Genomic DNA, 20,848 nt, shown 5'->3' with positions numbered 1-20,848 from the left:
TTACGCGACAGCGAACATCACGTACAGACCCAGACCAACAGCGATCATCGGGATGGCGTCAACCAGACCCATAACGATAAAGAACTGTGTACGCAGCAGAGGAATCAGGTCAGGCTGACGAGCAGCGCCTTCCAAGAATTTACCACCCAGGATGCCGATACCGATCGCAGCACCGATTGCCGCTAAACCCATCATCACAGCGGCAGCCATGTACAGCAGATCCATACTCAGGTTTTCCATGACAGTCTCCAGTTTGTTTCAGTTTAAAAGTGCAAGTGTTTTAAGAAAATCAGTGCTCTTCAGATGCCATCGAGAGATAGACAATCGTCAGAACCATGAAAATAAAGGCTTGAAGCGTAATGATCAGGATGTGGAAAATAGCCCAAGGCAAGCTCAGGACCCACTGTGACCACCACGGCAACAGGCCGGCAATCAGGATGAAGATCAACTCACCCGCATACATGTTGCCGAACAGTCGCAGGCCCAGTGAAACAGGCTTGGACAGCAGGCTGACACCTTCAAGGATCAGGTTGATAGGAATGAATACAGGGTGGTTGAACGGCTGCATGGTTAACTCTTTAACGAACCCACCAACGCCTTTCATTTTAATGCTATAGAACAGAATCAGGATAAATACGCCCAACGCCATCGACAGGGTGACGTTCACGTCAGCCGTAGGCACCACACGCAGTGCCGGCAGACCGAGCTGGGCACCGATGAATGGCAGGAAGTCGACCGGGATCAGGTCCATCATGTTCATCAGGAATACCCAGACAAACACCGTCAGCGCCAGCGGAGCAATTACCTTGCTCTTGCCGTGGTACATATCGCGTACGCTGCTGTCGACAAACCCGACGACCAGTTCCACTGCGGTTTGCAGCTTACCCGGTACGCCGCTGGTGGCGTTTTTGGCAACCCGGCGGAAAATCACCAGGAACAGAACCCCGAGGACAACGGAGAAAAACATCGAGTCGAGGTTAATCGACCAAAAACCAGTCCCGACCTGAAGTTGCGTCAGGTGGTGACCGATATACTCCTGTGGACTGTTGTATCCCTCTGCAGACATGATGCCTCTACCCTTATTTAGTTAATTTCGGTAACTGTTAATCACGGCGGGTGCGATAATTTGCACCGCTAACACCGCTAAATAGGTCAGGCCAAGCGGTATAAACTCCGCTTTGAACACCCCAAGCGCCACGATCAACAAAACTATGGTGATCAAGACCTTTAACCCCTCGCCGATGGCGAATGACCAGGCGACCCGACCGGGTGCCTGCGTCTGCGTCTGATGACGCAAGGCAAACAGCATAAACATGGTACTCGGCAACCAGGCTGCGAGACCGCCCGCCAGTGCCGAACCGCTCCATTCCAGGCTTTTCAGACCGAAGGCAGCGCTGATCAAAACAAAAGTCATTAACTGCAGAAACAGCAATTTACGAGCAACTTTTCCGCTGTAAAGGGACACAGACATGACGTTTGTTCTCTCCGTACCCCAGAGGGGGTATGCTGAGTGACGTATAAAACTGTTTTTACTGATCTGAGTCAAGCAGCAAAAAACGAGCAAATTATACGGGGCATACCAACGAATTCAATCGATAAGTAGCGAAAAGGTGAACAATTATTTAAATTCCCCCATTTCAGGCTATTTTCACAAGAAAACGGTCGGAATATAGGGCGCATTAAATTGTCTGATTATTCCAGCGTTACAGTACGAAACGTCGAACCGCTCACAATAATGCCTCTTTCTGATTTATAACTCACCGACGTGTAAACCGTCTTTAGCAAATTGAGTGATCAAAAAACATTATAAATCAAAATATTACAAGTTAACCGTTCAAAAACAATCCATCTACTCGGTAAAAACCTTTTATTGACAGCTTGTCGCGTAATATTACAACAGCCAATTAACATTAGCGCCAAAGCAGAATCGTTAACTTATCGTTGCTAACGTGACTATTTCGAATTGCAATTACTCTATTGTCGCTAATTGGCGGCTATTTTTGTGTTAATAAAAAGTAAATTAACTAAAAAAACCGCTATTTGATTAGCCTGCTTACATTTACTCTAGACACTATCTTTTAATTCACGCTTATTTGATCAAAAACAAACTCAGTTTGCTTTAAGTATCACCAAATGACGTTCGCCTTCGAGTTCCGGCACCTGCAAGCGCACCACCGACTCGAGTTCGATACCTTCCGGCAGTTGCGTCAGCTCTTCATCAGGACGAACCCCTTTCAGCGCGTAGAAACGCCCCTGCCCTTTCGCCGGCAAATGGTGGCACCAGGACAGCATGTCCTGCAGCGAAGCAAAAGCACGGCTGATCACACCGTCAAACGGTGGTTCGGCCGGGAACTCCTCAACGCGGCTCTGTACCGGCTCAACGTTGGTCAGGCCCAGTTCGTGCTGCACCTGACGCAGGAAGCGTACGCGCTTGCCCAGGCTGTCCAGCAAGGTGAAATGGGAATCAGGACGAACGATCGCCAACGGAATGCCCGGCAGACCGGGGCCGGTGCCTACGTCGATAAAACGGGAGCCCTGCAAATGCGGGTTTACCACGATGCTGTCGAGAATATGGCGTACCAGCATTTGCTGAGGATCGCGCACCGAGGTGAGGTTATAAGCCTTGTTCCACTTGTCCAGCATGCCGACATAGCCCAGCAATTGCTGTTTTTGCTGATCGGGAAGCGCAATGCCTGCTGCAGTGAGCAGCGAGTCTAATTTTTTCTGCACAACGGGTCCTCTGACTGGCGTGGAACGACTAGCCAAATTGGGGCTGGCCAAGAAGCCAAGCATGATAATTCAGGCACGGGACGATGTCAGCGACCGTTTGTCTATCAAGTAGACAAACGGTCGCACAAAAACAAGATTTATGCGCTGCGGCGCAGCAAACCCTGCTTTTTCAGCCAGATCAGCAAAATTGAGATCGCCGCCGGTGTGATGCCGGAGATGCGTGAAGCCTGGCCGATCGAGTTCGGCTTATGGTCATTCAATTTGGCAATCACTTCATTCGACAAGCCGGAAACTTGCTGATAATCGAGATCCAACGGCAGCACGGTGTTTTCGTTACGCTGCTGTTTTTCGATCTCTTCCTGCTGACGAGCAATGTAGCCTTCGTATTTTACCTGGATCTCAACCTGCTCTGCGGCCTGGGTATCGGCCAACGGCGGCGCAAATGCGGCTACGGAGGTCAGCTGTTGGTAATCCATTTCAGGGCGACGCAGCAACTCTTCGCCATTCGCTTCACGCGACAGCGGCGCTTTCAGCAGTACGTTGACCTGATCGACATTCTCCGCATGCGGGTGCATCCAGATGTCGCGCAGGCGCTGACGTTCTTGTTCGATGTGCTCCAGCTTTTCGCTAAAGCGCGCCCAGCGGGCATCGTCCACCAGACCCAGTTCGCGGCCTTTTTCGGTCAGGCGCAGATCGGCATTGTCTTCGCGCAGCATCAGGCGATATTCGGCGCGTGAAGTGAACATGCGATACGGTTCTTTGGTACCCAGGGTACTGAGATCGTCCACCAGCACGCCGAGGTAAGCCTGATCGCGACGTGGTGACCAGCCTTCATCTTCGTTGGCATAACGTCCGGCATTCAGACCGGCCAGCAGGCCCTGTGCAGCGGCTTCTTCGTAGCCGGTGGTGCCGTTAATCTGACCGGCGAAGAACAAGCCTTGGATAAATTTGCTTTCCAGCGTCGGTTTTAAATCGCGCGGATCGAAGAAATCATACTCGATAGCATAACCCGGACGAACGATACGGGCATTCTGCATCCCTTCCATCGAACGAACGATCTGCATCTGTACGTCAAACGGCAGGCTGGTGGAAATGCCGTTAGGATAAATTTCGTTGCTGGTCAGGCCTTCCGGTTCAAGGAAGATCTGGTGAGCGTTACGATCGGCAAAGCGCATGACTTTGTCTTCGATCGATGGGCAATAGCGTGGGCCGATCCCTTCGATGATCCCGGCATACATCGGGCTGCGATCGAGGTTATTGCGGATCACGTCATGGGTTTTTTCGTTGGTATGGGTGATGTAGCACGCCATTTGCTCCGGGTGTTGCCCGGCATTACCCATAAACGAGAACACCGGGATCGGTGTATCACCGTGTTGCGGCGTCAGAACGCTGAAATCGATAGTGCGTGCATCGATACGCGGTGGCGTACCTGTTTTCAAGCGATTAACGCGCAAAGGCAATTCACGCAGGCGCTGTGACAACGAGATCGACGGAGGATCCCCGGCGCGGCCTCCGCTGTAGTTTTCCAGACCGATATGGATCTTGCCATCCAGGAAGGTGCCGACGGTCAGTACCACCGCTTTGGCACGGAACTTCAGCCCCATTTGGGTTACCGCACCGACAACGCGATCGTTTTCCACAATCAGATCTTCGACCGGCTGCTGGAAGAGAGTCAGGTTCGGCTGGTTCTCCAGGGCGGTGCGTACAGCCTGCCGATACAGTACGCGGTCAGCCTGGGCACGAGTGGCTCGCACCGCCGGGCCTTTGCTGGCGTTTAGTATCCTAAACTGGATGCCGGCATGGTCAATCGCCGTGGCCATCAGGCCGCCAAGTGCATCAATTTCCTTAACCAGATGCCCTTTACCAATACCGCCAATCGCCGGGTTGCAAGACATCTGCCCCAGCGTATCGATATTGTGTGTCAATAATAAAGTCTGACGCCCCATGCGTGCCGCAGCCATTGCGGCTTCGGTACCGGCATGGCCACCACCGATGATGATGACGTCAAATTGCTCTGGATAAAACATGGAACTGCACCTCGCCGTATTGCGAACGATCGTTGTTTGCCCTGGGGAGGGCGATTCTACTCAAGTTTAGTCGATCGACCAAGTGGTCAGGATCGTCGGTAATTAAAAGAAGATCTTTTTTATTTAAAGATCTCTTTATTAGATCTCTTATTAGGATCGCGATCTTCTGTGGATAAGTGATTATTCGTGATTGAGATCAGCGAATTAAGGAGGATCGTTAGCTGTGAATGATCGGTGATCCTATAGCTTATAAGCTGGGATCTAAATGGCATGTTATGCACAGGACAAAAAGCGACCTAAGGTTGTTATTGGGATAACTACCGCTTTTACCCTGCTTTTAAGCATAGTTATCCACAATCGTTCGGGTGATCTTTGAACAAATTAGAGTAAATTAATCCAATTTTTCACCCATTCCTCTGCCGGATCCTCAGGAATTTCGTGTTCAGTCACGTCGATCTCGAGCCGATCGCCGATCCTTTTCGCCCCGCGAGCGATCAGAAGATCGTCGATCCGTTGGATCGCACCACAGAAAGTGTCGTATTCCGAGCTACCCAAACCGACTGCGCCGAACTGCACCTGGGATAAGTCAGGAAGCTGTTCTTCTATTTGTTCCAGCAGCGGTTGCAGGTTATCCGGTAAATCGCCGGCACCGTGGGTAGAAGACACCACCAGCCAGCGCCCGGACAGGGTCAGTTCATCCAATTCAGGGCCGTGCAGGGTTTCGGTCGTAAAACCCGCAGCTTCCAGTTTTTCAGCCAAGTGCTCGGCTACGTACTCGGCGCTGCCAAGCGTACTGCCACTGATCAGAGTAATGTCTGCCATGAAATGAATGATCCCAGCCTTCTCAAAGTGGCAGCATTGTACGCTGTGAATCGGCTGGGATCTACCTGTGGATAATATGGGTATAGTAATTAATTGGCTAGGGCGTGATGGTACGCATGATGGGGTTCTGCAGCGAGATCAGCGTTTCGGTGGACTGGATCTCGTCAATGGTCTGGATCTTGTTGATAAGTACCTGTTGCAACGCATCTATTGAGCGGCACATCACTTTGATAAACACGCTGTAGTGGCCGGTGGTGTAGTAAGCCTCAACCACTTCTTCCAGGCTTTCGAGCTTTTTCAGTGCCGAAGGATAGTCTTTAGCACTCTTTAATATAATGCCGATAAAACAGCAGACATCGTAACCCAGGCGTTTGGGGTTCACGTCTACCCGCGCACCGGTGATGATACCGGCCTGCTTCATCTTTTCTACTCGCACATGAATGGTACCGGGACTGACGGCAAAGTTCTTGGCCAGTTCGGCGTAAGGCGTGCGGGCATTCTCCATCAAAGCGTTAAGAATGCCGCGATCGAGATTATCGATCTGATAATTTTCAGCCATTTAATCCCCCACTAATTGCTGATTGTTGAATTATTACCGCTTCAAAATGAACGATTAAAAGTGAAAAGGCAATATTGATTAGTGGATATTGAATTACTGTGCCGTTCTGTTGCTTAATCGTTGGCAACAGAGACAGGTTTATAAGAGATACGGCAATGAAAAAACAGTTTATTCAAAAACAACAACAAATCAGCCTGGTTAAATCCTTCTTCTCACGCCAGCTGGAACAGCAGCTTGGCCTGATCGAAGTGCAGGCGCCGATCCTCAGCCGCCTGGGTGACGGTACCCAGGATAACCTGTCAGGCAGTGAGAAAGCGGTGCAGGTAAAGGTCAAAACCCTGCCGGAAGCCACTTTCGAAGTGGTGCACTCACTGGCGAAATGGAAACGTAAAACGCTGGGCAGCTACGATTTTGGCGCCGGTGAAGGCCTGTATACCCATATGAAAGCATTGCGTCCTGATGAAGATCGTCTGAGCGCGATCCATTCGGTCTACGTCGATCAATGGGACTGGGAGCGGGTGATGGGGGATGGTGAGCGCAGCCTGGATTACCTGAAAAGCACCGTGAGCAGTATTTATGCGGCGATTAAGGCCACTGAAGTCGAAGTGAGCCGCGAATATGGCTTAACGCCGTTCCTGCCGGAGCAGATTCATTTTGTTCACAGTGAAACCCTGTTGCAACGCTACCCGGAACTGGATGCCAAAGGCCGTGAGCGGGCGATTACCAAAGAGCTGGGCGCGGTATTTCTGATCGGGATCGGCGGTAAGCTGTCGCACGGCAAATCACACGATGTCCGTGCGCCGGATTATGATGACTGGACGACACCGGCGGCAGAAGGCCTGGCTGGTTTGAACGGCGATATTCTGGTCTGGAACCCGGTATTGCAGGATGCCTTCGAGCTTTCTTCTATGGGGATTCGCGTTGACGCCAGTGCGCTGAAGCGCCAGTTGGCGCAAACCGGCGATGAAGATCGTCTGGCGCTGGAGTGGCATCAGTCATTGCTGCGTGGCGATATGCCGCAGACTATCGGTGGCGGTATCGGCCAGTCACGCCTGGTGATGCTGTTGCTGCAACTGTCGCACATTGGTCAGGTGCAGTGTGGCGTGTGGTCACCGCAAGTGCGTGACGCGGTCGAAGGGCTTCTGTAAAAATCAGCGCCGCCAGCGGCGCATCAAGCGGCTTTTTAACCCGGTATCAAAGCGCCAGATATGATCGAAGATGCGCATGATGCCGGGTTTGCCATAGCTGGACATTGCCACCGCGTGAAAGCGCTGCTGGTGGTTCTGCTGCTGCTGTTTGACCTTCTTTATGACCTCCTCCGGTAACCGCTGGGCAATAAAGTCAGAAATGATCACCGCATCCGCGTCGAACCAGCCGCTCTCCGCCATTTTACTCACCGTGGCGTTCAGGCAGGCTGCCAGATCGGTGCCGCCGCGAAACTGCTGACCGAGAAAACGCACTGCCTGTTCAATTCCGCTGGCGGCCGTAAGCTCGTAATGCACTATCTGGTTGGCAAACAGCATGATGTAGCAGCGGCGGTTATCCGCCAGCGCAATGCGCAGCAGCGCCAGACAAAACGCCTTGGCGCACTGCTCATTGAACCCACCCATGGAGCCTGAGGTATCGACACAGACGATAAACGGGCCGCGTGGCTGCTGATCCTGCTGCTGGTGGGTGACCTGCCGGATCGTTATCTGTTCCTGCCAGACATCGCCCTGCAGGCGGTAGCTCAATAACTGCTTTTCCAGCAGGCGTCGGTAAAACTCAAATTCCAATTCTTCGATACCCAGCGTGACCAACTCAGGCGGCAGCAGGCGCAGAATATCGTCGCTCTGATGAATACCGCTGACCTCTTCCGGCAGCGTGGCGGGTACCTGCACCATGACGCGAAACGGCTCTGGCAAAGCATCTTGTTGCTGTACCGCTTTGGCCTGATAGCTGCGCCCAAGCTGCTGCGCCAGCTTTTTCAGTTCCGGCTGTTGCTGCAGGAAGTTGCCGTATTCCACCAGCCGTTGATAATCGCCGCGCTGAAGATGGCCTTTGCTCATGTCCCACAGTCGCCCGGCGGCGGTGTCGTTTTCCGACAGCAGCGGTTCCAGCGCCCCACTCAGTGCCAGACGCTCCTGCAGCTCTGCCATCAGCTGTTCGCGTTCCTGTTCCAGCAACTGGTGGTGCATCATGGTGGCCTGCAGCGTCAGGCTGATACGCCAGCGTTGTAAAAACAGGGTCTGGAAACTGTCGTCCAGCGGATTATTGGGCAGATCGGCGGCGTCCACCAGCGAGCGGGCCTGCTCATAGAAAGGAGAAACCAGCTGGCGCAGCAGGTCCAGAGTGTCATTGAGGTTATGAAAGAACTGGGTATTGTTCTCTAACTGGCACTGTTGATAGCGGTAAAATTCTTGCGCCAGCGCAGGCGGCACCATGGCTTCATGCAGACGCTGTTTCAGTTGCAGCTTCCAGCGCGGCAGGTCGCGATCCAGCGCCCGGCGGATCGCCGGAAACTTCTTGAAGAAAATCGACAGCTGCGGGGCCGCCAGCATACCGATGATCATCTCCTCGATCAGTTCACCTTCGGTGATCGCCAGCAGCAGATCGAGCGTTTCCAGGCTGAGCATGCTTACTGACAGCGCATCTGCTGGTGCTGCTGTTTGATTTGTTCCGCCACCTGCAACAGGCTGGCCTCAATTTTTGCCAGCCTGGCGGCCGGGGTAAACAGGCAGGGCTGATGCTGACTGAACAACCGACGCTGTTCCGCCAGACGCTGAGCCAACTGGTCCATTTCGTCGAGCATTGCCTGAGGCGTTCCCCCGGTCTTTATACCGGGCAGGGCCAGCAGCGAAGGCTGACGACTGACGTCCAGTACCGTCAGATGCAGTTTTTCGTCCACTTCCAGATCGATCTGCTGGGCAAAGCCGATGCCGTTCAGTTTGGCGCGTACGTCGCCGCCTTTTTGCAGCCAGTTTTCCAGTACGCTGTTTTCAATACTCAGATGGTTGACCTGAATATCATGCAGCTGCAGCGGTTTTTGCAGCAACAGTGTCAGGGAGCCGGTGCCGAGCGGCGTGGCCAGGGCAAACTGCGACTTTCGGCTGAACATGCCGCCTTTTTTTACCAGTGTGATCGCCTGACTGTCGCTCTGCTGTTGTTGGTGCTGCAGCCAGCGGGTGTGGATCTGTTGCAGCTGGATCAGCAGCGTTTGCTGTTGGTAGGCCGACTCGTTCAGCAACTGCTCTACTTGCTGCTGCAGCAGTTTTAGCGAGGTGAGATCGTGCCACAGACAGTCTTTCAGCAGCAGCAGGTCGATCGGGGCCACGGCGTCGCGACCACTGAAAAAGGCGCAGGCCTGCAACAGGCGCAATGCCTTTTTCCATCGGCGATCGGAAACGTAAGGAGCATGGTCCAGCGCATCCAGCCGCTGACGCAGTTGGAATATCAGTTCGAAGCAGCTTTCAGGCAGCTTGATTTTGTCGATCTGCGATTGCCACTGGTGATACTCCTCGTCGGTGATGCTCAGGGCTTCCGGCACCGGGTTTTCATTCTCGTTCTGGCGGCTGACCAGCAACGAGCGAAAGTTCTGCTTGTCCTGCACTTTGTCCAGCCACAGGCGTATCAGCATGCGGTCGTACAGCGCTTCCAGGCTGCTGTCGGCTTCCGGTAATTCATTGGAGGCGGTAACCAACAGCCGCAGGGGGATCGGTTCCTCCGCGTTGCCGTTACGGAAGCGACGTTCGTTGATCGCGGTCAGCAGGGTATTGAGGATTGCCGGGCCGGCTTTCCAGATCTCATCCAGAAATACGATTTCCGCTTCGGGCAGGTAGCCGGCGGTCAGGCGCTGATAGCGGCCTTCGTCTTTTAACGCCTGGATGGATAACGGGCCGAACACCTCTTCTGGCGTCGAGAAGCGTGTCATCAGGTATTCAAAGGAGCGCGCATGCCGAAAGGCGAATTTTAACCGGCGTGCAATCAGACTTTTGGCAATGCCCGGTGGACCGAGCAGGAACACGCTTTCACCGCTGAGCGCCGCCAGCAGACACAGGCGAATGGCTTCCTGACGTTCATAAAGACCGCTCTCCAGCGCGCTGCTGAGGCGGGAAATCCGTTCTGCAAGAAGTGATGATGGCGCCATATTATTGTCGTGTTGTCCGAGAGTTAGCCAATCTTGGTGGATAATCCGATGATAAACCACCATTATTTTTAATGGTATAGCTTGTTGATTAGTAAAATCTTTCTATTATCAAAAGAGCGGCCGGTTCACATTTTGTTTATTTTTTGGGTCTGATATAAGAGTAGGCAAGCAGTATAAATCGTGCATACTGTGCGCCTTTTAGTGGGCGTAACGGATCTTAGAGCCCGTATCTCTGGCTGATGCGGATGCATCGCTAACGGATGTTCTAATAAAGAAACGAATTATGAGCACAGAGCATAAACAGTCCTTATCGGCGGTAACCCTGGCGGCAATTGGGGTGGTTTACGGTGATATCGGCACCAGTCCTCTCTATACTCTCAGAGAGTGTTTCTCCGGCCATTACGGCTTCGATGTTCGTCCAGACGTAGTTTTCGGCTTCCTGTCGCTGATTTTCTGGATGCTGATCATCATTGTTTCCCTTAAATACCTCACTTATGTCATGCGGGCAGATAACGCCGGCGAAGGCGGGATCCTGACGCTGATGTCGTTGGCCGGGCGTAATACTTCAGCGCGCACTACCGCAGTGTTGGTGATCCTGGGCCTGATTGGCGGCAGCTTCTTCTATGGCGAGGTGGTGATCACCCCGGCGATATCGGTGATGTCCGCGATAGAAGGGTTGGAAATCGCCGCTCCGTCGCTCGATGGCTATATCGTTCCGCTGTCGATTCTGGTGCTGACGCTGCTGTTCGCCATCCAGAAACACGGTACCGGCAGCGTCGGTAAGCTCTTTGCACCGGTGATGCTGCTGTGGTTTATCGTCCTGGCGGTGCTGGGGGCGCGCAGCATTATGGCTAACCCGGAAGTGTTGCAGGCGTTGAACCCGAAATGGGCGCTGAACTTCTTTATTGAATATAAGAAGGTTTCGTTCTTTGCGCTGGGTGCGGTGGTGCTGTCGATTACCGGCGTTGAGGCGTTGTACGCCGATATGGGCCACTTCGGCAAATTCCCTATTCGCCTGGCCTGGTTCACCGTGGTGCTGCCTTCACTGGTGCTGAACTATTTTGGCCAGGGCGCTCTGTTGCTGAAAAATCCGGAGGCGATCAAGAACCCGTTCTTCCTGTTGGCACCGGACTGGGCGCTGATCCCGCTATTAATTCTGGCGACGCTGGCCACGGTTATCGCCTCGCAGGCGGTGATCTCCGGCGTGTTCTCCCTGACCCGTCAGGCGGTGCGCCTGGGTTACCTGTCGCCAATGCGCATCATCCATACGTCTGAAATGGAATCTGGCCAAATCTACATTCCGGTGATCAACTGGACGCTGTATATCGCGGTGGTGCTGGTGATTGTCGGTTTCGAGCACTCCAGTAATCTGGCGGCGGCCTACGGCATCGCCGTGACCGGCACCATGGTGCTGACCAGTATTCTGGTGACGTCGGTGGCGATTAAAAACTGGCACTGGAATCGCTTCTTCGCCGTCGGCATTCTGGTTGTCCTGCTGATTATCGACATCCCGATGTTCTCCGCCAACGCCCTGAAACTGTTCTCGGGTGGTTGGCTGCCGCTGATGTTGGCGCTGGTGATGTTCATCATCATGACCACCTGGAAGAGCGAACGTTTCCGCCTGCTGCGCCGCATGCACGAGCACGGCAATTCCCTGGAGGCGATGATCGCCTCGCTGGAAAAATCGCCGCCGGTGCGGGTGCCTGGCACCGCGGTCTTTATGTCACGCGCCATCAACGTGATCCCTTTTGCGCTGCTGCATAACCTAAAGCACAACAAGGTGCTGCACGAACGCGTGGTGCTGTTGACGTTGCGTACCGAGGATGCACCTTACGTTCACAACGTGCGGCGAGTGACCATCGAACAGCTGTCACCGACCTTCTGGCGGGTGGTGGCCAGCTATGGCTGGCGTGAAACGCCGAACGTTGAAGAAGTGTTCCACCGCTGCGGGCTGGAAGGGCTGCCGTGCCGGATGACGGAAACCTCGTTCTTTATGTCGCACGAGTCGTTGATCCTGACCAAACGGCCGTGGTACCTGTTCCTGCGCGGCAAGCTGTTTATTGCATTGAGCCGCAATGCGCTACGCGCGCCGGACCAGTTTGAGATCCCGCCCAATAGGGTGATCGAGCTGGGAACCCAGGTCGAGATTTAACTCCCCCTCAAGGGCTCAGCCACCGCTGGGCCCTTTCTGTTTAACCCCGTCATACTTGAAGCTGCCTCTTTGTTGGCTGCACCAGCTCATCCCGGTCACATAGTGGACTATGCTCCCGGGAATTCGCAGGCTTGCCGCCGCGATGCAACGTCAATTATTTAGGGTATCTGTTCTCGGTAACACGAGCGAAACGTTTCGATGACGATCACACTTCTGCATTATCCCGGTTGCCTTCTACTGACGTTTTTTTAAACTCCAGACACAAGCGAAACGTTTCGCTGGCGGAATGAGAAGAACAAGATGAAAAAAGGCGTGTTGCTGAATGCTGATGTCTCTGCCGTGGTTTCCCGTCTCGGGCATACCGATCAGATAGCTATCGGTGATGCCGGGCTGCCTATTCCGGCGGCCACGCAGCGCATCGATTTGGCGCTGACTCAGGGGGTGCCGACTTTTCTACAGGTACTCGAGGTCGTGACGCAGGAGATGCAGGTCGAAAGCGCCATTCTGGCGGAAGAGATCGTTAAGCAAAATCCACAGCTTCATAGCGCGTTATTGGCTCAGATGACCGAACTTGGCCAACGCCAGGGAAAGAGCATCAGCCTGAGCTATATCAGCCACCAGGCTTTTAAAGCACAAACGGAACACTGCCGTGCGGTGATCCGCAGCGGGGAATGTTCGCCCTACGCGAACGTGATCCTTTGCGCCGGCGTAACTTTCTGAGGCACCTATGCAACCTTTACTGCAACTGAAAGGGATCGATAAAGCCTTTCCCGGCGTGAAGGCGCTTTCCGGCGCTGCGCTCAGCGTGTACCCGGGCAAGGTGATGGCGCTGGTGGGGGAAAACGGCGCCGGGAAATCCACCATGATGAAGGTGCTGACCGGCATTTATAACAAAGACGCCGGCAGTCAGTACTTTCTCGGAAAAGAGGTGGCGTTCAACGGCCCAAAGGATTCGCAGGAAGCGGGCATCGGCATCATCCATCAGGAACTGAACCTGATCCCGCAATTGACCATTGCGGAGAACATCTTCCTCGGGCGTGAGTTCGTTAACCGTATCGGCCGCATCGACTGGAAGCGCATGTATGCCGAAGCAGACAAACTGCTCGCACGACTGAACCTGAGTTACAGCAGCCACCGGCTGGTGGGGGAACTGTCGATCGGCGATCAGCAAATGGTGGAAATCGCCAAGGTGCTGAGCTTCGAATCGAAAGTCATCATTATGGATGAGCCGACGGATGCGTTGACCGATACCGAGACGGCCTCTTTATTTAAAGTGATCAATGAACTGAAGGCCGAAGGGCGAGGGATTGTTTACATCTCCCACCGGCTGAAAGAGATTTTTGAAATTTGCGATGACGTCACGGTGTTTCGTGACGGGCAGTTTATCGCCGAGCGTCCGGTCAGTGAGCTGCAGGAAGATTCGCTGATAGAAATGATGGTCGGCCGCAAGCTGGAAGAACAATACCCGCGCCTCAACCAGCCGCGCGGTGAAAAACGGCTGGAGGTCAGTCAGGTTTCCGGTCCGGGTGTGCATGATGTCAGCTTTACGCTGTACCGTGGCGAAATTCTTGGCGTTGCCGGGTTGATGGGCGCCGGGCGAACCGAACTGATGAAAATTCTCTACGGGGCAGCACCGCGCAAGGCCGGCACGGTCAGCCTCGATGGCCGCCAGGTGGTCACTCATTCTCCACAGGACGGTTTGGCGAACGGCATTGTGTATATCTCCGAAGACCGCAAGCGCGATGGTCTGGTGTTGGGGATGTCGGTGAAGGAAAACATGTCGTTGACCGCGCTGCGCTATTTCAGCCGTGCCGGCGGCAGCCTGAAACAGGCCGAAGAACAGCAGGCGGTGGGGGATTTCATCCGCTTGTTCAATATCAAGACGCCGTCGATGGAACAGCCCATTGGCCTGCTCTCCGGCGGCAATCAGCAAAAAGTGGCAATCGCCCGCGGCCTGATGACGCGGCCAAAGGTGTTGATCCTCGATGAACCGACACGCGGTGTCGACGTCGGTGCCAAAAAAGAAATCTATCAGTTAATTAACCAGTTCAAGCAGGAAGGTCTGAGCATCATTCTGGTGTCGTCGGAAATGCCGGAGGTCATGGGCATGAGCGACCGCATTCTGGTGATGCACGAAGGACACCTTAGCGGCGAGTTCCCGATTGAACAGGCCACCCAGGAAGCGTTGATGGCTGCGGCCGTTGGCAAGCAATACGGCGTAAAGCAGGAGTAATCAGATATGAGTTCCCAGAGTGTGGCAAAGCGCTGGTTCAGTAAAGAGTGGCTGTTAGAGCAAAAATCACTGATTGCTCTGCTGGTGCTGATCGCCGTGGTCTCTTCAATGAGCCCGAATTTCTTCACCCTAAATAACCTGTTCAATATTCTGCAGCAAACCTCGGTTAACGCCATTATGGCGGTGGGGATGACGCTGGTGATCCTCACTTCCGGCATCGATTTGTCGGTGGGATCGCTACTGGCGTTGACCGGTGCGGTAGCGGCATCGATCGTGGGCTTTGAAGTTAACGCGGTGGTGGCCGTGGCGGCGGCACTGGCATTGGGGGCCGCGGTCGGCGCCTGTACCGGGGTGATCGTTGCCAAAGGCAAGGTGCAGGCATTTATTGCGACCCTGGTGATGATGCTGCTGTTGCGCGGCGTCACCATGGTGTACACCAACGGCAGCCCGGTGAACACCGGCTTTACCGACGTGGCCGATACTTTCGGCTGGTTCGGTATCGGCCGGCCGCTGGGCGTACCAACCCCGATCTGGATCATGGCGATCGTCTTTATCGCTGCGTGGTACATGCTGCACCATACCCGTCTGGGCCGCTATATTTATGCTCTGGGCGGCAACGAGGCGGCGACCCGCCTGTCCGGTATCAGCGTCGATAAAGTGAAGATTATCGTTTATTCGCTTTGTGGTTTGTTGGCGGCGTTGGCGGGCGTGATCGAAGTGGCGCGCCTGTCTTCCGCGCAGCCGACCGCCGGCACCGGCTATGAGTTGGACGCCATTGCCGCAGTGGTGCTGGGCGGTACCAGCCTGGCGGGCGGCAAGGGCCGCATTGTTGGTACCCTGATCGGGGCGCTGATCCTTGGCTTCCTGAACAACGGATTGAATTTACTGGGTGTTTCTTCTTACTACCAAATGATCGTGAAGGCAGTGGTGATACTGCTGGCGGTTCTGGTAGAGAACAAAAGCAACAAATAATCTCCCCCTACAGGAATCACGATGATGAAAATGAAAAAACTGGCAATTTTGGCTTCAGCCTTCGCACTGAGCGCCACCCTGAGCGCTAACGCGCTGGCGAAAGACACCATTGCGCTGGTGGTTTCCACGCTGAACAACCCGTTCTTTGTCTCAATGAAAGAGGGGGCGCAGCAGGAAGCCAACAAGCTGGGTTACAACCTGGTGGTGCTGGATTCGCAGAATAACCCGGCGAAAGAGCTGGCTAACGTGCAGGATCTGATGGTGCAGGCGCCTAAGCTGCTGCTGATTAACCCAACCGATTCTGATGCGGTCGGTAACGCCATCAAGATGGCCAATCAGGCCAAGATCCCGGTCATCACCCTGGACCGCGTGGCGAGCAAGGGCGAAGTGGTCAGCCATATCGCTTCGGATAACCGCGTTGGCGGCAAAATGGCCGGTGATTTCATTGCCAAAAAAGTGGGCGCAGACGCTAAAGTGATCCAACTGGAAGGGATCGCCGGTACCTCCGCTGCCCGTGAGCGTGGCGAAGGCTTTAAACAATCACTGGATCAGAACAAATTCAAACTGTTGGCCAGCCAACCGGCAGATTTCGACCGTACCAAAGGCCTGAACGTGATGCAGAACCTGCTGACCGCTCACCCAGATGTGCAGGCAGTGTTTGCCCAGAACGATGAAATGGCGCTGGGCGCCCTGCGTGCGCTGCAAACCGCCGGTAAAACCGACGTGGTCGTGGTAGGCTTCGACGGCACTGCCGACGGCGTGAAAGCGGTTGAAGGCGGCAAACTGGCGGCTACCGTCGCGCAGCGTCCGGATCAGATCGGCGTGATCGGCGTAGAAACCGCCGATAAAGTGCTGAAAGGCGAGAAAGTGTCGGCTACCATTCCGGTGGATTTGAAACTGGTCACCCAATAAGTCATACCAGCGCCATCAAAACGGGGCGTTTATGATGGCGCGTAATTCAGGAATCAATGCGATGGCAACAGGTAAGCTGGTGGTTCTGGGCAGTATCAATGCCGACCATATCCTTAATATTGAGCAGTTTCCTCGCCCGGGCGAAACGGTGATCGGGAAACAGTATAAAGTGGCGTTTGGCGGCAAAGGCGCAAACCAGGCGGTGGCGGCTGGGCGCAGCGGTGCAGATATCGCTTTTATCGCCTGCGTGGGTGCCGATGACATCGGTGAACGCGTACGTCAGCAACTGGCAAGCGATCGCATTGATACCCAACCGATAGAAGCTATTGCCGACAGCACCACGGGCGTCGCGCTGATTTTCGTTAATGCGGAAGGCGAGAACGTGATCGGCATCGATGCGGGTGCCAATGCCGCAGTGACCCCCGATTATCTTGCACGTTATCAGCAAAAGGTTATCGACGCCGACGCGTTGCTGATGCAGCTCGAGTCTCCGTTGGAAACCGTTATCGCAGCCGCCAGCCTGGCGAAACAGCATCAGACGCAGGTTATCCTTAACCCGGCACCTGCTCGTGAGCTGCCGGACGATCTACTGGCGACTATCGATATGATTACGCCAAACGAAACCGAAGCTCAGCGCCTGACCGGTATTGCGGTCAATGACGATAATGATGCCGCGCGCGCCGCTCAGGCGTTGCACGATAAAGGTATCGCAACGGTGATCATCACCCTTGGTAGCCGTGGCGTGTGGCTGAGTGAGAACGGCAACGGCAAATTGGTACCCGGTTTCAAGGTTAAAGCGGTCGATACTATCGCCGCTGGCGATACCTTCAACGGGGCGCTGGTCACGGCGTTGCTGGAAGGCAAAACCATGGCGGATGCGGTGCGCTTTGCTCATGCAGCAGCGGCAATTGCGGTGACCCGTCCCGGCGCCCAACCTTCCGTGCCCTGGCGCGAAGAGATTGACGCCTTCTTGCAGCAGCAGGAGTAACCCCCTTGGCCACCATGAAAGATGTCGCCCGCCTGGCGGGTGTTTCAACCTCGACGGTTTCGCACGTTATTAATAACAATCGCTTTGTCAGCGACAGCGTGCGAGCCAAAATCATGGCGGCTATAGAACAACTGAACTATGCGCCTTCCGCCCTGGCGCGCAGTCTCAAACTGAATCAGACGCGAACCATCGGCATGCTGGTCACTTCCAGCAACAACCCCTTTTATGCTGAGGTGGTGCGTGGCGTCGAGCGCAGTTGTTATGAACGTGGCTACAGTTTGATCCTGTGCAATACCGAAGAAGATGCCGCGCGCATGAACCGCAATATGGAGACGCTGCTGCAAAAGCGCGTCGACGGTTTGCTGTTGATGTGTACCGAAAACCATCGGCCATCGCAGGATGCGTTGAGTCGCTACCCGTCTCTACCAATAGTGATGATGGACTGGGCGCCGTTCGAAGGGGCTAACGACATCATCCAGGACAACTCTTTGTTGGGTGGCGAGATGGCGACCGATCATCTGATCGCTCGCGGGTATCGCAAAATCGCCTGCATCGCCGGCCCGCAGGATAAAACCACGGCACGCCACCGACTGGAAGGTTACCGCAGTGCCATGCAGCGTGCTGGGCTGGCGATCCTGCCGGGGTATGAAGTGCACTGCGATTTTGAATTTGAAGGTGGTGTCATCGCCATGAAACAGCTGTTGGCCTTGGCTGAGCCACCCCACGCGGTGTTCGCCGGTAACGACGCGGTCGCGGTGGGGGCTTACCAGGCGTTGTATCAGGCTGGGTTATCGGTACCGCAGGACATGGCGGTGATGGGTTACGATGATATCGAACTGGCCAAATACCTTGCGCCGCCGCTAAGCACCATTCATCAACCTAAAGATTCGCTGGGCGAATTGGCGATCGATGCGTTGATCAACCGCCTGCAGAATCCGGAACGTGAAGCTCAGGTTCTGGTACTGACCCCTGAGCTGGTGGAACGCGCTTCTGTTGGCCGCCGCTAGCGGGTAGCTTCGGCTTCTTTCTTGCTGTCACGGCCACTGATCAGATTTCGACCGTCCTTCCTTTTTAACAGCATAAAGACAAACGCTGAGGCCAGGGTGACAATCCCCATGGTGATAAAGGTGTAGTGGAAGTGATCGACCATGGTGCCGAGCGACATAGATTCATAGAAACGCAGCACTGCTGCGCTGATCGCCACGCCGAAGCTGATGGAAAGCTGCTGAGTAACCGCCAGCACGCTGTTGCCGGAGCTGGCATTGGCATCGTTTAAATCCGCCAGGCTGATGGTATTCATGGCGGTGAACTGTGTAGACATCGCCATCCCCAGCACGAACAGCGGCAGGATCATCAACCACAGCGGCATTCCCGGGCTTTGTAATGCAAACTGGGCGATCAGCACGCCGATAATCAACGTGATGCCAACCAGCGTTTTGCGATAGCCGAACCAGCGCAGCACTTGAGTCACGGTGGATTTCGCCATCAGTGAGCCGATGGCCGTCGGTGCCATCATGCAGCCCGCAATAATCGCCGAGTAACCGAAACCGACCTGCAGCATCAGCGGCATCAGGAACGGCACGCAGCCGGTACCCAGGCGTGAAGCGACATTGCCGGCGATCCCCACGGAGAAGGTGCGAGTCTGGAATAAATCCAAACCAATCAGTGGCTGAGGGTGCCTGCGGGCATGAGCGATATAGCCGAACAGCATCACCACGCCGCTGAGCAGAATACCCAGTGAGATATAGCTGGCCAGCACCTGTTCGCCAAACAGCTCAAGCCCGGTCGAAACCAGCACCAGACTCAGGCCAAACAGCATAAAGCCGAGGAAATCGAACCGACGCTTGGGCGTGGTGAAGTCCGGCATATATTTGCGCGCATAGAAGATGCCGAGCAGGCCAATCGGGATGTTGATAAGGAAAATCCAGTGCCAGGTGGCGTAGGTGACTAGCCATCCCCCCAGCATCGGCCCCATGATCGGGCCAACCAGCCCGGGCATGGTCACGAAGTTCAGAACCGGCAACAGCTCGCTGCGCGGGTAGGCGCGCAACAGGGCCAAACGCGCTACCGGCATCATCATCGCACCACCAACGCCCTGAATGACGCGTGAGGTCACCAACACGCTTAGCGTTGGGGAAAGCGCACACAGCAGCGAACCGAGAGTAAATAGCGAAACCGCAAAGATAAACACCCGCCGGGTACCGAAACGGTCTGCCAGCCAGCCACTGACCGGGATCAGCATGGCAACCGTCAACGTATAGCTGATTACGGCAGACTGCATCGCCAGTGGCGAGCGCTCCAGGCTTTGCGCTATCGCAGGCAACGCCGTGTTGAGGATGGTGGCGTCCAGCGCCTGCATAAAGAATGCCATTGCGGCGATCCAGGGGAGCCCTGCCATACTGCGCGCGGATTTAGTCATTATGATTCCCGGTTAACTGTCGTATTCGTCCCTTCATTGTTCTTCTATATATAAGTAGGGCATGAGTTAGTCTTTCTCTCTGAGCAAGATCTGGCAGGCGGCTAATGCCCCTGCGCCGTCGCCGGCGAGTATCGCATCGACAATGGCCTGATGGTTCTGGAGCTTAATCACTTCGTTACCGGTGATGGCGCGGAAGTAACTTTGATACACCGAGCTGAACAGGTTGGCGAATGAGGTTAGAAACGGATTACCGCTGGCCTCATAGATAAGCTGGTGGAACTGGGTATCAACCTGGATCCAGTGCTCGCGGTCAAACTGAACATGCAGTGCCCGCATTTCCGCCATCAGTTCAGCCAACCGCGCCGTTTGCTGCGTGCTGGCGTTGGCAGCCGCCAATGAGCAGGCCTGAGGTTCCAGCGAGGTTCGCAGGATAAGGAAATGCTGCATCACCTGATCGAAGTTCTCTTTGGTCATCCACCAGGTCAGTAAATCCTGATCGAGAAAGTTCCACTGGCTTTGCGGCATGACCCGAGTGCCGATGCGCGGACGGGGGAGCAGCATGCCTTTGGCGGCCAGCATCTTCACCGCTTCACGTACCGCGGTGCGGCTCACGCCAAATTGTTCCCCGAGTTCCATCTCCCCGGGCAGGATACTGCCGGCCTGATAATCGCCTGCCAGAATTTGTTGGCCGAGTTTTTCTGCAAGTAGATAAGAAAGATTGCGTTGGGCGGCCTGTTGTTGAGCATTAAATTGCATGGCTGCGAGTCCTTACTGACATTGTTACTCTTATTTTACTCTACGGATCGCCAGCTTTTGTCGCTGATTTCCGGAAAAAGTGACGAAAACGCTGGCTTGTGCAGCGTTTTGTCGAAAAATACCGCGCTTGAAAAGTTTTTTGCATTTAGGGG

General features: G+C 54.6%; 19 protein-coding genes. 8 read left to right on the top strand and 11 right to left on the bottom strand.

Translation table 11 applies throughout. The features are described 5' to 3' along the window. The 7 genes from atpE to asnC all read right to left on the bottom strand — a co-directional run bounded on the left by atpE (position 1) and on the right by asnC (position 6,138). On the bottom strand, positions 1-240 hold the full coding sequence (gene atpE / locus AC1RKG_RS17015) for a F0F1 ATP synthase subunit C (RefSeq protein WP_004093904.1): 240 nt from the start codon (positions 238-240) through the stop codon (positions 1-3). Positions 241-289: 49 nt separating this feature from the next. Then, entirely contained in the window at positions 290-1,066 is a 777-nt protein-coding gene (gene atpB, locus AC1RKG_RS17010) for a F0F1 ATP synthase subunit A (protein WP_020837705.1), read from the bottom strand. A gap of 21 nt (positions 1,067-1,087) precedes the next feature. Continuing rightward, the gene (atpI, locus tag AC1RKG_RS17005; RefSeq protein ID WP_020837704.1) at positions 1,088-1,471 is read right to left on the bottom strand and encodes a F0F1 ATP synthase subunit I; all 384 of its coding nucleotides are present in this window, start codon (positions 1,469-1,471) and stop codon (positions 1,088-1,090) included. Positions 1,472-2,109: 638 nt separating this feature from the next. After that, on the bottom strand, positions 2,110-2,730 hold the full coding sequence (gene rsmG, locus AC1RKG_RS17000; RefSeq protein WP_020837703.1) for a 16S rRNA (guanine(527)-N(7))-methyltransferase RsmG: 621 nt from the start codon (positions 2,728-2,730) through the stop codon (positions 2,110-2,112). Between the two features lie 137 nt (positions 2,731-2,867). Then, positions 2,868-4,757, bottom strand: coding sequence for a tRNA uridine-5-carboxymethylaminomethyl(34) synthesis enzyme MnmG (gene mnmG, locus AC1RKG_RS16995; protein WP_020837702.1), 1,890 nt, complete (start codon positions 4,755-4,757; stop codon positions 2,868-2,870). Between the two features lie 381 nt (positions 4,758-5,138). After that, on the bottom strand, positions 5,139-5,579 hold the full coding sequence (mioC, locus tag AC1RKG_RS16990; RefSeq protein WP_012147574.1) for an FMN-binding protein MioC: 441 nt from the start codon (positions 5,577-5,579) through the stop codon (positions 5,139-5,141). 97 nt (positions 5,580-5,676) lie between these two features. Further along, positions 5,677-6,138: a transcriptional regulator AsnC gene (asnC, locus tag AC1RKG_RS16985; RefSeq protein WP_004950461.1), complete on the bottom strand. Its 462-nt coding sequence runs from the start codon at positions 6,136-6,138 to the stop codon at positions 5,677-5,679. A 155-nt stretch (positions 6,139-6,293) separates the two neighbouring features. Between asnC and asnA the strand changes: the two genes are divergently transcribed. Further along, the gene (gene asnA / locus AC1RKG_RS16980) at positions 6,294-7,286 is read left to right on the top strand and encodes an aspartate--ammonia ligase (RefSeq protein WP_020837701.1); all 993 of its coding nucleotides are present in this window, start codon (positions 6,294-6,296) and stop codon (positions 7,284-7,286) included. Between the two features lie 3 nt (positions 7,287-7,289). Here asnA and viaA read toward each other — a convergent pair whose 3' ends face one another. After that, positions 7,290-8,753, bottom strand: coding sequence for an ATPase RavA stimulator ViaA (gene viaA / locus AC1RKG_RS16975; protein WP_493183511.1), 1,464 nt, complete (start codon positions 8,751-8,753; stop codon positions 7,290-7,292). 2 nt (positions 8,754-8,755) lie between these two features. Then, a complete protein-coding gene (ravA, locus tag AC1RKG_RS16970; RefSeq protein WP_493183510.1) occupies positions 8,756-10,264 on the bottom strand; it encodes an ATPase RavA in 1,509 nt (502 codons plus the stop codon). 283 nt (positions 10,265-10,547) lie between these two features. On the opposite strand from ravA, the gene kup reads away from it, so the two are divergent. The 7 genes from kup (at position 10,548) to rbsR (ending at position 18,528) form a co-directional block, all read left to right on the top strand. Further along, positions 10,548-12,416: a low affinity potassium transporter Kup gene (kup, locus tag AC1RKG_RS16965; RefSeq protein ID WP_020837698.1), complete on the top strand. Its 1,869-nt coding sequence runs from the start codon at positions 10,548-10,550 to the stop codon at positions 12,414-12,416. A 300-nt stretch (positions 12,417-12,716) separates the two neighbouring features. Then, a complete protein-coding gene (rbsD, locus tag AC1RKG_RS16960) occupies positions 12,717-13,136 on the top strand; it encodes a D-ribose pyranase (RefSeq protein ID WP_493183509.1) in 420 nt (139 codons plus the stop codon). 7 nt (positions 13,137-13,143) lie between these two features. Next, entirely contained in the window at positions 13,144-14,649 is a 1,506-nt protein-coding gene (gene rbsA, locus AC1RKG_RS16955; RefSeq protein ID WP_046374849.1) for a ribose ABC transporter ATP-binding protein RbsA, read from the top strand. Positions 14,650-14,655: 6 nt separating this feature from the next. Beyond that, positions 14,656-15,621, top strand: a complete 966-nt coding sequence (rbsC, locus tag AC1RKG_RS16950) for a ribose ABC transporter permease (protein ID WP_020837695.1) — start codon at positions 14,656-14,658, stop codon at positions 15,619-15,621. Between the two features lie 24 nt (positions 15,622-15,645). Beyond that, the gene (gene rbsB / locus AC1RKG_RS16945) at positions 15,646-16,533 is read left to right on the top strand and encodes a ribose ABC transporter substrate-binding protein RbsB (protein WP_041415747.1); all 888 of its coding nucleotides are present in this window, start codon (positions 15,646-15,648) and stop codon (positions 16,531-16,533) included. Positions 16,534-16,594: 61 nt separating this feature from the next. Next, entirely contained in the window at positions 16,595-17,521 is a 927-nt protein-coding gene (rbsK, locus tag AC1RKG_RS16940; protein ID WP_048759295.1) for a ribokinase, read from the top strand. A 5-nt stretch (positions 17,522-17,526) separates the two neighbouring features. Then, complete coding sequence (rbsR, locus tag AC1RKG_RS16935) at positions 17,527-18,528, top strand: ribose operon transcriptional repressor RbsR (RefSeq protein ID WP_020837691.1); 1,002 nt, start codon at positions 17,527-17,529, stop codon at positions 18,526-18,528. Here rbsR and mdtD read toward each other — a convergent pair. Both mdtD and AC1RKG_RS16925 read right to left on the bottom strand, forming a co-directional pair. Next, positions 18,525-19,940 (bottom strand): multidrug transporter subunit MdtD, encoded by a 1,416-nt coding sequence (gene mdtD, locus AC1RKG_RS16930; protein ID WP_041415120.1) that lies wholly within the window; start codon positions 19,938-19,940, stop codon positions 18,525-18,527. The two genes, rbsR and mdtD, sit on opposite strands and share 4 nt — an antisense overlap. Positions 19,941-20,006: 66 nt before the next feature. Further along, positions 20,007-20,696: a FadR/GntR family transcriptional regulator gene (locus tag AC1RKG_RS16925; RefSeq protein WP_020837687.1), complete on the bottom strand. Its 690-nt coding sequence runs from the start codon at positions 20,694-20,696 to the stop codon at positions 20,007-20,009. Positions 20,697-20,848 lie beyond the last annotated feature (152 nt).

It is taken from the genome of Serratia sp. GW822-FHT06D09, from assembly GCF_058799515.1.
The sequence above is the reverse complement of the archived record's forward strand: the minus strand, read 5'-3'. Positions and strand labels throughout refer to the sequence as shown.